9 protein-coding genes and 1 pseudogene are annotated in these 13,980 nt (G+C 35.5%); 7 read left to right on the forward strand and 3 right to left on the reverse strand.

The genetic code is table 11. From position 1 onward, the window contains the following. Positions 1 to 147 precede the first annotated feature (147 nt). From ACLJJ6_RS02230 to ACLJJ6_RS02240, 3 genes and pseudogenes are all read right to left on the reverse strand, one after another. The gene (locus ACLJJ6_RS02230; RefSeq protein ID WP_412989837.1) at positions 148 to 1,863 is read right to left on the reverse strand and encodes a UvrD-helicase domain-containing protein; all 1,716 of its coding nucleotides are present in this window, start codon (positions 1,861 to 1,863) and stop codon (positions 148 to 150) included. Continuing rightward, positions 1,860 to 3,587, reverse strand: coding sequence for an ATP-dependent nuclease (locus ACLJJ6_RS02235; RefSeq protein WP_412989838.1), 1,728 nt, complete (start codon positions 3,585 to 3,587; stop codon positions 1,860 to 1,862). The genes ACLJJ6_RS02230 and ACLJJ6_RS02235 overlap by 4 nt, the downstream gene beginning before the upstream one ends. A 213-nt stretch (positions 3,588 to 3,800) precedes the next feature. Next, positions 3,801 to 4,675, reverse strand: a pseudogene (locus ACLJJ6_RS02240) (helicase HerA domain-containing protein); the annotation flags it as partial. A gap of 15 nt (positions 4,676 to 4,690) precedes the next feature. On the opposite strand from ACLJJ6_RS02240, the gene ACLJJ6_RS02245 reads away from it, so the two are divergent. The 7 genes from ACLJJ6_RS02245 to ACLJJ6_RS02275 all read left to right on the forward strand — a co-directional run bounded on the left by ACLJJ6_RS02245 (position 4,691) and on the right by ACLJJ6_RS02275 (position 13,740). Next, positions 4,691 to 5,728, forward strand: coding sequence for an SEFIR domain-containing protein (locus tag ACLJJ6_RS02245; protein ID WP_412989839.1), 1,038 nt, complete (start codon positions 4,691 to 4,693; stop codon positions 5,726 to 5,728). Between the two features lie 705 nt (positions 5,729 to 6,433). Further along, positions 6,434 to 6,925 carry a PH domain-containing protein gene (locus tag ACLJJ6_RS02250; protein WP_412989840.1) on the forward strand — a complete coding sequence of 164 codons (492 nt, stop codon included), beginning with the start codon at positions 6,434 to 6,436 and terminating at the stop codon, positions 6,923 to 6,925. Continuing rightward, positions 6,918 to 8,426: a PH domain-containing protein gene (locus ACLJJ6_RS02255; RefSeq protein ID WP_412989841.1), complete on the forward strand. Its 1,509-nt coding sequence runs from the start codon at positions 6,918 to 6,920 to the stop codon at positions 8,424 to 8,426. The genes ACLJJ6_RS02250 and ACLJJ6_RS02255 overlap by 8 nt, the downstream gene beginning before the upstream one ends. Positions 8,427 to 8,744: 318 nt before the next feature. Then, on the forward strand, positions 8,745 to 9,770 hold the full coding sequence (locus ACLJJ6_RS02260) for a LacI family DNA-binding transcriptional regulator (protein WP_412989842.1): 1,026 nt from the start codon (positions 8,745 to 8,747) through the stop codon (positions 9,768 to 9,770). 194 nt (positions 9,771 to 9,964) lie between these two features. Next, complete coding sequence (locus ACLJJ6_RS02265; protein WP_412989843.1) at positions 9,965 to 11,176, forward strand: MFS transporter; 1,212 nt, start codon at positions 9,965 to 9,967, stop codon at positions 11,174 to 11,176. A 15-nt stretch (positions 11,177 to 11,191) separates the two neighbouring features. Next, entirely contained in the window at positions 11,192 to 12,733 is a 1,542-nt protein-coding gene (locus tag ACLJJ6_RS02270; RefSeq protein ID WP_412989844.1) for a DUF5060 domain-containing protein, read from the forward strand. Between the two features lie 56 nt (positions 12,734 to 12,789). Further along, positions 12,790 to 13,740: an ROK family protein gene (locus tag ACLJJ6_RS02275; protein ID WP_412989845.1), complete on the forward strand. Its 951-nt coding sequence runs from the start codon at positions 12,790 to 12,792 to the stop codon at positions 13,738 to 13,740. Positions 13,741 to 13,980 lie beyond the last annotated feature (240 nt).

Consider the following 13,980-nt stretch of genomic DNA (forward strand, 5'->3'; position numbering starts at 1 on the left):
AGTTGTTAAATTAACATTTATTGCTCGCAGTCGTTGTTGGTATTCTCATTATTACCCCCCTGTTAGATACGGGGGGGTAATTGGTCGGCTAACGCCGACCAATCCGCTTACACGCCTTTCGCGTTGCACGGCGCGTTGCGGAGAACTTTATGACCATTTATCTTGAAATGTGAGAAATGGTAACGTGGCTATACAGCTAATTTGGGAATTTACGAGACTGCTAAGTTCCCAATGCTGATCACTATAAGAAATCAAAAATTCTTTTTTTGCTCTGGAAAAGGCAACATAAAATTGATTTACTAATTTACGTATTTCATCATCATTCACACCATTTGGCTGTAGTTTGTTACTTGAATCAAAATTTCCGATCCCTTTGACTCCATAATAATTAGGAAATTCATTTTGCTCAAAATTTGCTAAAATCACACGATCCCACTCTAATCCCTTTGAGCCATGAATGGTGCTGATAACAACATGAGAATCGATATTATTAATACTTTGTTTGAGAGAAATAGATGCAAGTGTTGTTAAAATAACCTCATTCCTATTTTCTGGGCTGAAGTTCTTAACTGTTTTTTGTAAAAAGACATAAAGTAATTTTAGCAATGAGCTCTTATATTCATTCTTTCTTATCAATTTTGAAAAGTCAGTGATAAAAGACCGTATATCTTGTGTGTGTATAGTACGTTCTGAAAATCGTGTTTGGTAGAATTCTGATGCTCTATTATGAAATAAGATAACGTAGTCATCATCTTCTTTGAACAAACCATTAAAGATTTTAGGCTGATTATTCTTGACAGAATTCAGTAATTCTCTTGTTGTTCGTGAATTTTGTGACACTAATATTGCAATTTTATCATCCGGATATCGGTTAATATATTCATTTAGCCTGGTTGCTTCCTTAAAAACATTTGATTCGTGAATTGCTTTAATATGCGCGATTGGAAGCCTATTAGCTTTTTCAAAATCCTCCTCGTACGAACGAAGATTTGTATCAATTGTTCTCATATCTAAATTATTACTAAAACGGTAATTTGTTTTTAACCGGATATATTCAAATCCTAATTCAAGTTCTTTATCGATCAGTGATGGAATTGCTCCAAGAAAGTGATAAATTTGTTGCATATTATCACCGAACGCAATGATTCGAGTTTTGTCTGTGGATAAATGATTAATCAAACTTAATCCTAAGATATTCGTATCTTGAAATTCATCTATACAAATTGCAGAATAATAATATTTATAAAACTTTTTTATTTGAGGATGATCTTCAAGTAATTCAAGAACCAATGTTATGAGATTATTAAAGGGTAACAACATATTAGGCAAAAGGTATTTTCTTGCAATAGAATTATATTTTTCAATACCCTTCATTAGTCCTTCATCACTTATTGTTGCGTCTTTAATTTTATCATCAAAGTTCTTGACGAAATCTTTTTCGATTGGCGGTAGTATATCTGTTTTGGATAGGTCAATATTTTTATAATCATTGACTGGCACATTGAGTCCAACAAGACTCCCATATTTTGAAAGTATACTTCGACATAATCCGTGAAAATTTGTCGCGTGTACATAGTGGATCAACATTGCGCTGGAGTCGCTATTGTTGACTGAATTTTCAATACTCTCTTTCATTCTATTTGCAGCGCTCACGCTGAAGGATAGACACAATACTCTTTGATAATTTTTTATTTGATCGGTTGCAAACCAATATTTAATCATGTTTATCATTGAATATGTTTTTCCAAAACCGGCCGGGGCTTCAACTATTAATTTAGAGAACTGATTGGTAACAACCAAAGTTTGTTCCTTATCAGATTTTATGTTGTTTAGAATATTGGCAGCTAATTTTTGATCTTTCATTGGATTGCTGCCTTGATTGCATCAGAATATACTGTCGGTATTATTGACAACGAATCAGCTATGAGTTGACCATTTACAATTGATTTATTCTTCATCACAGTTTCCATAAATTCAGTAGAATTCAGAATTTTTGCTTTATATTCTCTTTCTTCGTCGGCGGATAGGCCGTCAATTATTTTATTAATTGAAGAAAATTTGTCCGGTGAATTACCAAGAACTTTTTTCAACTCACTGTTAAATATTTTAAACCAGAATCTGCCATCATAATCTTGATTTTTAATAATCTTATTATATGATTTTAGATATGTGTTCAGATCAGAAAGGCTCATAGCGTCAAAGCATTCTTCTTCAAAGCTCTTTTTGGTTGTTGTAAATGAGTTATCATAGTTCAAAATCCGTTTACCGTCATCACGGTCTGATATTAGAACAGTGCTGATATTTAAGGAAAAAAATAGGTCATGAAGTGAGGGTATACTCTCCACACCATCAGATTTTACTATATTTACGTTATTGTCTATCAAAGATTTATTCATCTTGTTGGCAAAAATTGGAAGAGCCGCTAGTTCGGAATCACCTTCAACAATTATAAGTCGATCAGAAAATAGGGCATTTGCAAAATACGGGAATTGTCGCTCAAGTTGTTTATTAACTTTCAGATCAAAATTTAAAGTGGATCCTGACGTAACTTGAACCACATCGTCTGTTGTAAAAAAGCGTATAATTTCATGGTAATTTGACGATAAAATATTAGGTGAATGTGTGACCGCAAAAAATTGTCCATGTATATAGTTTATGTTAAAAAGTTGTTTGAGCAATGAATTAAACTGGGTATCATTTCCACTTAGAAGTGTTCTGATATATTTCATTAACTTAAGCTGGAGATTTGGATGAAGATGTACTTCAGGTTCGTCAATACACAAGATTATGTTGAGACATAATTTCCCATCATCATCTTCGATTAGATGCTCGGTTAATTTTCCGTATTTGTTCCATGAAATTATCATATCAATAATTTTTAAGGGTATTAAACTACTGAATTGTAGACCATAACCGAGATTTGAGAACTTTATTCCTTCGTTATCGGTTAATGATAATGATCTGGTAATAAGCTCGCCATAGTCCATTTCGAAACCAACAGAAACACTGTTTTGATTAAATGCTTTAATTTTCTTAAGGTTTTCGTTTAGAAATGTTATTAATTGTTGATTGTAGTCGTTCTCTGGTAAAGACATTGGTTGATTTGATGATATATAATTTTTGACCAATTCAGGTATAAGTTTATAATCTCCGTAATTTACGGTTAAATCATTTTCACGAATTGGTTTAATATTTGAAGAGTATTCTACAAAGTTTGATTTTCGGATTTGTTTAGACGTTACTACAGAATTAGAAAATTTATCGGTTATTTTTATGCGGTCATCAGGATTTTCTTGCACAAAATGCAAGGTGATTTCATTGGCATCATCTGGTGAGAAATTGTCATCAAAAATTCCAAACTCGTACTTGCTTATACTCAGTGTTAAATCAATAATTATTGGTTTTTGGGGATCACCGAAATCATTTTCCTTAAAGTCTTTTCCTTGAAGAAGAGTTGCTATTAATACTAGAGTACTTGTTTTTCCAATGTTATTTTTTCCTACTAAATAGTTACCATTCATATCGAAGCACATTTTTATATTGTGGAGCATACGATAATTGTTCACAAATAAGCTTTTGATTATCATTACCCTTATCCCTTATTTTAACTTATTTTGTTGGATGTATTACTTTTTAATTATAAAAGAATAGTTGAATATGTTAAAGCACTTACAAAAAATAATTATTGTTAGTTTAACAGTAGACACAAGAGTTTATGATTTTTAATAGTGTAAACGAAAATTTAAAAACACCATTAATTAGGTCATTAAGTTCAGTAAGCCTTATTTAGCAGCTAATCATTAAATGAATTTGTGTTTTCTCAGTCCCAGCGGCGCATAAAACTCACTAATTACACCAACACCAGTGTCCACATAACCACGCCCTTTTATTGGTTTCTGGAAGAAGTCCTTATCAGTTTCACCAAACATCATCGTGTAACCGAGATCAGACATTCTACCCAAAGCAACGCGGAACATAAACTGATCACGAAACCCATCACCAAGATATTTAGCATCTGGTCTTTGGCAAGCAAGGATAAGGAAGAATCCTGATTGACGGCCTAACATGACAAACTGTTTGAGTTTACTCATGACTTCAATTGAATCTCGACCTAACATGTCCATAAAAGCCACGTATTCATCAAAGATTAAAAAGTGTGCAGGTAAACCTAAATAGACATAGTTTTCACCAGTTTTATAATTAAGTATTTGTTTCATCTCGGTATTGCGTGCCATCATATCTTCATAAAAGTCATTAAGCGCTGCTAACATATCTTCTTTTTGAAAGTAAACATCGGGTAATACGTCGGCTAAGTCTGCATTCTTCGGATCAAGAATTGTTAGCTTTGCATCTGCTTTTGCCAGAGCTTCAATAATTGTGAGAATAAAGTAGGTTTTACCACCGCCAGTCCCACCAGAGATAAGCATGTGCGGTAATGAATCATATTTCCAGCTGCCAGTTTTCATTAATTTGAGTTCACCGTTCTCTCATGTTACATCGTCAATGCTAATTCGATTAGCAATCGTATACAGAGTAGAGTGTATTCGACATATGAATCGTTCAGGATTTTATCGACAACCTCACAGAATAAACCAGATTCTAATTTCTTTTCCAGATGCAATAACTGATCTTGATATGAAGATAAGACAATCTCAAGTTGAATATGAATCAGTCCAATGGTGACGGCCGAATGCTTTTGCGTGCCAAGTTGAGATCCAGTTGCGACTTTAACGTTATTCGCATCAGCGGCAAATGCTTGAGCAGGTGCAATGGGGATAGAAAAAAGGATAGTCATCAAAACGTAGAATACAATAATAGGGTCTTAGATTTTACTAACCGCCTTCGAGGTGATGGAATTGACGCTAATGTTGATCAATTTGTTGATTCACCAGGCGAAGGATGGCAAAGATGGATGAACAATCAAATACGCACTGCCGATTTTGTCATTGTAATGAGCAGTAAGGCATATCTTGATAGATCTAACGGTGACGCTGCTGGTGATGGAACTGTTTGGGAATCAGGACTTATTATGACAGAGTTGTCAGAAACCGCTTTGCATAATCAGAAATATATGGCGGCTTTTTTTGACGTGGGGAAAAAAGAATTTATTCTTTCGTCACTAAAACTATACATGTATTACAATGTTTCTGATGATGATGAATATAAAAAATTAGTCAATAGACTATTAGGCATACCCAATAATATAAAAGCTAAACTGGGCAAGCCTGCACCATTGGAAGAAAAAGAAGCGAAGACTTTATTTGTTTCCAGTCCAATAGATATACCTACTTGGAATCGTGCACATTGGAGGGGAGCACTATATATATTTCAAAAGGGATATGTCCCTATTCTTGCGTTAGTATTTAATGACTTTGTTGCAGGAAAGAAAATATTTGTTGACTGGAAAAATATTCTCCAAGATCAATCAGCAGAGAACATTATGTCTATTAGTTTTATAGCACCTCCGTTTCCTTCTGACAATTGGATCTATAAATCCAAGAAACAAAATTTAGGAGCAGGTTATTTCATCTTTATTGGTCCTAATATTGCTGAATCAAAAAAGCGAGCAGAAAAACTAGGACTTAAACACGAGGATTCAAGGTTTGCCACCTTTTCAAGATATCGATGGATGGATGAAACCCAAAACTCAAAAAATAGATCTATTTTCAAGAAATGGTCGAGGGCGGTAGTGGCTTTTATCTTGTTGCAACCGAACAGCCCAGAGTAAAGCAAGGTTTGTTACTCAAAGATATAAAATTGGATTGGGAAGATCGTTTGTATTTTTCCACTGCTAAGTTTTTAACAGGATCAGAGCTTAAGAACAATGATCTTGAAACTGGTGTATTAGAAAACATTGAAAAAGAAAACCATTAAAAAAGTAGACCAATTTTTGATCTGCTTAGTAGGTAACGTATCAATTAATCAGAAATGTCTTGGCGCTAATTACACACCTCGTTCTCACTCTATATGAGTTTTTACTTTTGTATACGATTTATACAGATTCATAATGCTTAATACTCAACGATAGGCTCTAATATTGCGATTGCTGGAGATGAGTAGGAATAATTGATACATGTTACTTGAGGTGAAAAGGGCGGTATAAAAGCATTTTTAATTTTCTGAAATGTTGAAAAACCACTCAAATCACCTTAAAAATAGAGGGGCTCAGCTGCAACTCCGCCGAAAGCATTCTCGGATGTGTGTTTTTTTTGCTATCTAAATTACGCCGGAATTAATACCGTGATTTTTTCGGGATATTGAATTTCGTTGACTGAGACTTGATTAAATAAGGGGGTTATTGATGCTGCTCAAACGTGGGCTTCTTTATTGATTGCAGTATTTTTGAGTACAATTTTCCTCGTTCATTTGACAGTCAAAATTGGCATGATATCCTTGAATAAAGCGTTACCAATTCTGGAATTGGAGTGATTTGATGGAGGATTCGCTGTTACCAAAAACAATGCCGAAGAAGATTATGACCGTTTGGCGGTTAAATTATTTGATGTGGTTGATCGGCCTGTTAACTTTATGTGCGGCAAGTTTTGTGGCATCAATGTCTTATTGGTCAGATGTCCAATGGCTTAAGTGGACAAGTTCTGCATTGCTGGTCATGATTGGGGTTTTCTTTTTGGTCCAATTTAAACTAATTCCTTACCGCTACAAATTTCATCGCTTTTCAATTACTGACGAGGATATTGCAATCCAAGATGGTTATTTGATCAGAAATATGACATTTGTGCCGATGAATCGAATTCAACATGTTGAGACGAAACAAGGGCCATTTATGCGAAAATATGGCTTGATGGAAATTCACATCCATACTGCGGCAACGACTCACGTAATCGCGGGTTTAGACGTGAACGATGCGGAAAAATTACGGCGACAAATAATTGAGCTAGTGAAGGTGGCTAAAGTCGATGTCTGAGATGCGGCGGTTTCATCCACTCGCGATTGTGATCTATTTTATTAATTATTTACGGACTTGGTTTTTTCTGATTGCCATTTCATTTTTCTATTTCCAGAAAAATATTGGCTTATTTTGGTTGGGATTATTTGCCCTGATGGTGCTACTACTGGGAATAGCAGCGTTAAAATATCTCACCTCGAAATATGAAATATCCGAAGCTCAATTGATATTTTCAGCTGGACTTTTCAACAAAACCAACACGACGATACCCTACGATCGCATTCAGACTTTGAAAACGAATCAATGGGTCTATTTACGGCCGTTTCATCTGGTAGACATCTTGATTGAGACTGCTAGCTCAGGCCCCGTAGAACCTGAGATAACATTAACTGCTGTACCAGAAAAATTGGTCGAGTTGATTGAACGGTATCGAGTATCTGCACCAAATGGGAACCTCTTACAACCTGAGAAGCAACTAACTAATCAGATTGTGGATCAACAAGCGGCTCAATTGGGCGATTTAGAAGCAAATCAACCGAAATTGACCAAATCCGAGGTTACACATCGCTTTCAAGTCTCACTAGCACAAATTCTATTGTTCGGTGGCACAGACTTGCATGTTTTCATCGCCGGTATGGCTGTTTTGGGGACTCTCGGTCAATATATTCCAAAAACATGGGAAAATTTTGCTGATCAGCAAATGAGAGTGATTTTTGAATTGGGTTGGCTAGTGGTCACCGTTTTTGGGGTTTTTGTGATTTTGTTACTGGCTGTCATTTCAATTGGGCGGACATTGATTCAGTATTTCCATTTTACAGTTCAACGGGTAGGCAAACAGTTGACAATTGAAAAGGGCTTATTAAATCGTCATATTCAAAAAGTTCCCCTTGATAAAATTCAGGGTATTGTGATTTCGCAGCAACTTTTACGTCACGTCTTCAAACTTTCGAGCGTCCAGCTGATTTTAGCCGGTGGTCAAGGCGATGAAGATGCCAACAGTAGTCAAATTTATTTATTACCAATTATTAAAGATCAAGAGCTTGACAGCACACTAACAAAAATATTACCTGAGTGGAATTATAAGATTCCTACCTCTAGAACACTCAAACAAGCAAGTCCATGGTATTTTATGCGTTGGAGCCTGGTATTTGGGGCAGCTTTAACTGTGATTGCTGCGTTTTTCAATGGCTATGCAGCATTGGGGGTAGGGATTTTAGCGGCATTTTTCGTTTTCACAAGTTATCTCGATTACCGTTCGCAAGCTTACGTGATCCAATCACCAAGTCGAATCTGGTTACAAAATGTTGTGTTCCTGACCAAACGCCAATTTTTCATCGAACGGCCAAAAATTCAAGCTCTGACTGCTTCGACAACCATCAATTTGCAGAAAAAACATATCAGCCATATTAAGCTGAAAGTCAAAGAAGGCATTGGAGATTTGACTGTGAAACTGCGGTACCTCGATGAAAGTGAGATTGAAAAGGTTCGTGATTATTATTTGCAAGGACGAGAGTTTTAGGAGCATCAAAAAAGTGGTTTTTGTTAACTGCTGTTGGTGAAATTTTTAAGGTTCTAATCATTTGGCGATTAGGACTTTTTTTGTTTACCACTAAATAATATATAAAAAATCTGTCATCAGTAATAGTTAAATTTCTATTACCAACAACAGATATTGTAGAACTACTTTTTGTGTAGAGATTTTAAAGTCTAGTTAGACTAAGCATATGGAATTCATAAACTGCCAATTAAATAATTGAATTAATTTTGAGTTTAAATTATAATTTAGATAGAATTAAACTTTACGCTAGTAGAATAGCGGCAAGATGCTGGTGATAAAATGGCTATAAGAATGGAAGATATTGCGCGGTTAGCACATGTATCCCGTTCATCCGTCTCGATTGCGGTTAACGGGAAACCTGGAATAAGTGATGAAGTTCGAAAAAGAATATTTAAAGTGATTGACCAAACTGGTTATCATGTTCTCAGAAATCGAAGAAAAAATGATAAGCGGGCGTTGGCACGTGTCAGATTATTAGTTGTTACCAGTAAAAACGGAATGATTGGCGCAAATTATCGTTCACTTCCCTTTTTTGATAATTTAGTAACGGGGCTAGCTGATTTATGCGCAAAGACTGATAGCTCGTTTAAAATAGAAATTTTGAACATTAGTCAGTTTGATGAAAAGCTCAATAGCATTGTATCTGAAACGCCTGATATTCCGACAATTATTTTGGGCAGTGATATGACATCTGAACAAGTCCAGCAAATGAGGAATAAGATTACATATACAATATTTGTAGATACTTACTTTCCTGATTTGACGGCAGATTTTGTGACGATGGATAACTATAAAGGCGCTTACAACGCAGCCAAATATATTATCAGTCGTGGACATACAGAAATCGGGTACATTGCCTCACAAGTATGGATTTCAAATTTCCAGGAACGACGACGTGGTTTTTATGCGGCTCTCCATGAAAAAAAGATAGAAATAACCGCTGATAATTACATTACGTTCTCGCCAACGACTTTGATGCCAGATCATAATGAAGAGATTGAAAGGCTCATTGATCGTAAAAATAGACCGACAGCAATTTTTTGTGAGAACGATGTAATGGCAGTTCATTTAATTAAAGAGTTACAAATAAATGGGGTTAACGTACCAGATGAGATTGCTGTTATGGGTTTTGATGATATTCCAGAAGGGCAGCTAATTTCTCCGGAATTGACAACTATTCACGTGCCAATTAAACAAATTGTGAATCAGTGTGTTCAGCAATTGGCAGCACAGGTAGCATGGAAAAAATGGAAGCCACAAACGGTATTGGTTTCAACGGATTTAGTAAAACGAAATTCATTATAAAAGAGTTTTGTTACTTAATGGCAAGTAACGAAACTCTTTTTTATATCAATCGTCACTATTCTAGCTGTATTCTAGTAGAATTGTGTTGACGTTAATTCAAATAAATTTTAATATAATGGTGTTCCATAAAAGAAAACGATTACAAAACACCGGTGAAAATTGTAATTGGCGTTTAAAATATAGGAGGATTAAAAATGGCAAGTTCATACAACAAACGTGCATTAAAAATAGGCTTGTTATCCATTGCGCTTACAATGCAAGCCTCTAGTGCTGTTTCAGCAACAGTTCCAAACATGGTTAAGTATTTTTCAAATCAGTCTACGACATCTGTACAGGCATTAATTACGATTCCTTCATTTTCGGTTATGCTTTTTATTTTGTTAAGTACTTGGATCGTTAAATTGATCGGTAAAAGAAATACAGTTCTGTTAGGTCTGAGTGTGTCTCTTATTGGTGGCGTTATTCCAGCCTTTACTGACAACTTTACAATAGTTGAGGTTGGTCGATTCTTATTTGGTGCTGGTACCGGGATGTATACGCCATTAGCAGTTAGTTTAATTGGTGATTTTTTTCACGGCGACGAGCAACGTAATCTTCTTGGTATTCGTTCTGCAATTTCGGCTTTTGGAAGTAGTGTTGCAACGTTTATTGCGGGATTACTATTAGTTTGGGGATGGCATAGTGCATACTTCGTCTATTTGGTAATCATTCCAGTAATACTGTTATTTGTTTGGGGATATCCCAAAAAGAGCGAAACTCTATATCAAAAAGAAGTTTCAGAAGAAGTGGAAGATAAGAAAACAAAGACAGGAAAGGTCTCACCAATTGTTTGGATGGGAATCTTGATGCTCTTTGTATACTTCAATGGCATGATGGCGACGTATACTGGTTCAGGCTTAGCTATCCAAGAATTGAAGCTGTCAAATCAAGGATTTTTATCAACTTCATTAGCCATTGGTGGAATTCTTGGTGCAGCCATCACCATGTTCTATGGTCCAATTTTTAGAGTGTTAAGACATTATACTCCAGTTGTTGTCATGATTATTGGTGGCATTGGAATGATAGGAATGGCTCATTCAGCAAACATGTTTATGTACACGGTGTTTCTCGTTTTAACTTCTTCAACAGCACTTATTGTACCCTATGTTTATGGCGCGATCATGGATGATGTTCCTTCCGCATCAAAGAATTTAATTATTTCGATTGCTATGGCTGGTAATAATGTGGCGTCATTTTTATCACCATACACTATTGCTCTCCTTGGAAAATTAATTGGAAAAACAGATTCAGTTACGAGCTTTATGATTGCTGCTGTTTTGTTCTTATTTGATGCAGTTGTGTTTACTTTCATGGCACTTGCTCGGAAGAAACAAAGTAATCCAGTTGTCATAAAACAGGATAGATAATACGAAAGGGAAAAAATGAAAAAAATAAAAAAATGGCGTCAATATGAATTGATCTTGAGAGGGCCGTCCAATGGGAATCCATATACAGAAGTGGAGCTAAGTGCTATTTTTAGACAAAATGAGCACCAAGTAAAAGTGCGTGGGTTCTACAGTGATGAAGGCGTCTATAAAGTACGTTACATGCCTTCTTCAGAAGGAAGATGGGAAGTTAAAACCATTTCAAATGTTCCGGAATTAAATAATCAGACAGACGTGTTCGAATGTGTAGGACCTGAAGAAGGAAATCATGGGCCTGTAATTGTTAGTGGAAAGACACATTTTAGTTATGCAGATGGTTCTGGATATATTCCTTTTGGGACCACTGCCTATGAATGGGCTCTCCAACCAAAAGAAGTTCGTAAGCAAACACTGAAATCTTTGAAACTTACTCGGTTTAATAAAATAAGAATGTCAATTTTCCCTAAAAGTGCGAAGTTCAATACGCTTGAACCCGAGATGTATCCTTTTGAAGGCAAGCCAACTGTAATCACTGATGGTCTCTTTGATTACTCTGAATGGTATCCGAAGAAAATAGGATTTGATTTCACGAGATTTAACTCCGTTTATTTCGATCAATTTGAAAAAAGCATACAAGCGCTTGATCAGTTGGGAATTGAAGCAGATATTATTTTGTTTCAGCCTTATGATCACTGGGGATTTGCTCGGATGGGCAAAGAAAATAATATTCGCTATCTGCAGTATGTTATTGCGCGTTTTGCAAGTTATAAAAATGTCTGGTGGTCAATGGCCAATGAATACGATTTGATGGATAAGGTTGGTCAAATTGATTTAAAAAGTTGGGACAGTATTGGCCAAACCATACAAGATGAGGATCCTAGTGGTCACTTAACATCAGTTCATAATTGGTATGATCCACCCGTACATAAGGGGAATAGGACCAATTGGTATGATTATAGCAAACCATGGATTACACATTTAGGTGTGCAGACAGATGAAGTTTTCTTTGTCCCACAATGGATTTCTGAATATCAAAAACCGGTCATTGTTGATGAAATGCGTTATGAAGGAAATATTGATTATGGCTGGGGCGACATGACTGGTCAACAAATGTTTGATTTGTTTGCACGTACAATACTTCGAGGTGGCGGTGCAACCCATGGAGAGGTCTATATTGATAAGCCTGATACTTTACGACCAATTTGGTGGGCACACGGTGGAAAACTGTATGGTGAGAGCTATAAACGCATTAACTATCTTAAGGATCTCATGGACAGTGAGGGCTTTAAATACGTTATTCCGCAAGCCATTACAGGTCCACATTGGGAATTAGCAGCCGGGGCACGGCCAGATAAGAAGAAAATTTTAATTTATTTTGGTCAAAATCATTCGGAATTTGAATGGCTCGATTTTTTGCCTGATAAGAAAAAATATTCGGCAGAATTAATTGATGCTTGGAATATGACACAAAAACATTTTTCAGACGTAGTTACTAATGATACTTATACGCACTTGCCTATGAAAGAATATCAAATGTTGTTGCTAACCGAAAAAAATTGATTTGATGTTTAAATGTGGCTTGAAAAAGCCACATTTTTTATGGAGGTAAAAATAAGATGCAAAAGAATTTTCTTAGTATAGATATTGGTGGTACCAATCTTAAGTATGGTGTTATTGACCGCTCAGGTAACTTACTAAAAAAGAAAAGTTTACCCACACCAACTAAAAATTTGGATGAATTTTTAAAATGCTTATTTAGTATCATTAATCAGAATATTTCTTTAATTCGTGGAGTGGCAATTAGTTGTCCAGGAAAGATAGATACAAAAAAGGGGATCGTTCATTTTGGTGGCTCCTTACCTTTTTTAGATAATTTAAATTTTAAAGAAGAAATCAGAAAGAGATATTCTTCCTTAATAATTTCAGTTACAAACGATGGGAAGGCAGCAGCCTTAGCAGAACAATGGTTAGGGTCACTTAAAGGCATCGATAATGCTGCCGCAATTGTACTAGGAACAGGTGTTGGGGGCGGCATTATAGTAAATGGTCATTTGTTACAAGGAAAGAATTTTCAGGCTGGAGAACTGAGCTTTATGGTGACAGATATGAAGCAATCAGGATTAGATCAATTGGTTGGTTTTAATGGATCTGCCGTTAATTTGATTTCAAGTATTGCTGATAAATATCCAGAAATTCAAAAAAATGATGGTATTGCAGTATTCAAAAAAATTAAAAAAGATCATGTTGCCAACATCTTATTTGAACAATATTGCCGCCGTATTGCATATCTAATTTTAAATATCCAATCGGTTGTTGACCTTGAAAAATATGCTATTGGTGGTGGTATTAGTGCAGAGCCGATTGTTGTTCAAACGATTAATAAACAATATAGCCAATTATTAGAAGATGTACCTATACTCTCTAAAACATTGACAAAACCAGAAATAGTTAAAGCGTATTTCGAAAATGATGCTAACCTCTATGGTGCCCTTTATGGATTGTTACTTGAACTTGACAAACAAGAATGGAGTCCGAGTAAAATTGCTGTTAATGAGTACTTACAATAAGAACAAAAATTATTTATCATGAAACTTATTTAGAAGATAAATAATTGCTGTAAATCACCTGAAACGTAATGAGGAATACTACGAAAAGAGCTATTTACGTTAAAGTAACCTTGCTGCTGAATGCTAAATGAATGAACGCCAAAATGGGTGGGATTAGAAAAATCATTTCTTTTGTGTTCGACCTTAGATACAGCTAGTCCAAGCTACTGATTAAATTTAATGATCTTCAAAAAGACGTGT

This window comes from Pediococcus siamensis (assembly GCF_047220215.1).
Classification (GTDB): Bacteria; Bacillota; Bacilli; order Lactobacillales; family Lactobacillaceae; genus Pediococcus; species Pediococcus siamensis.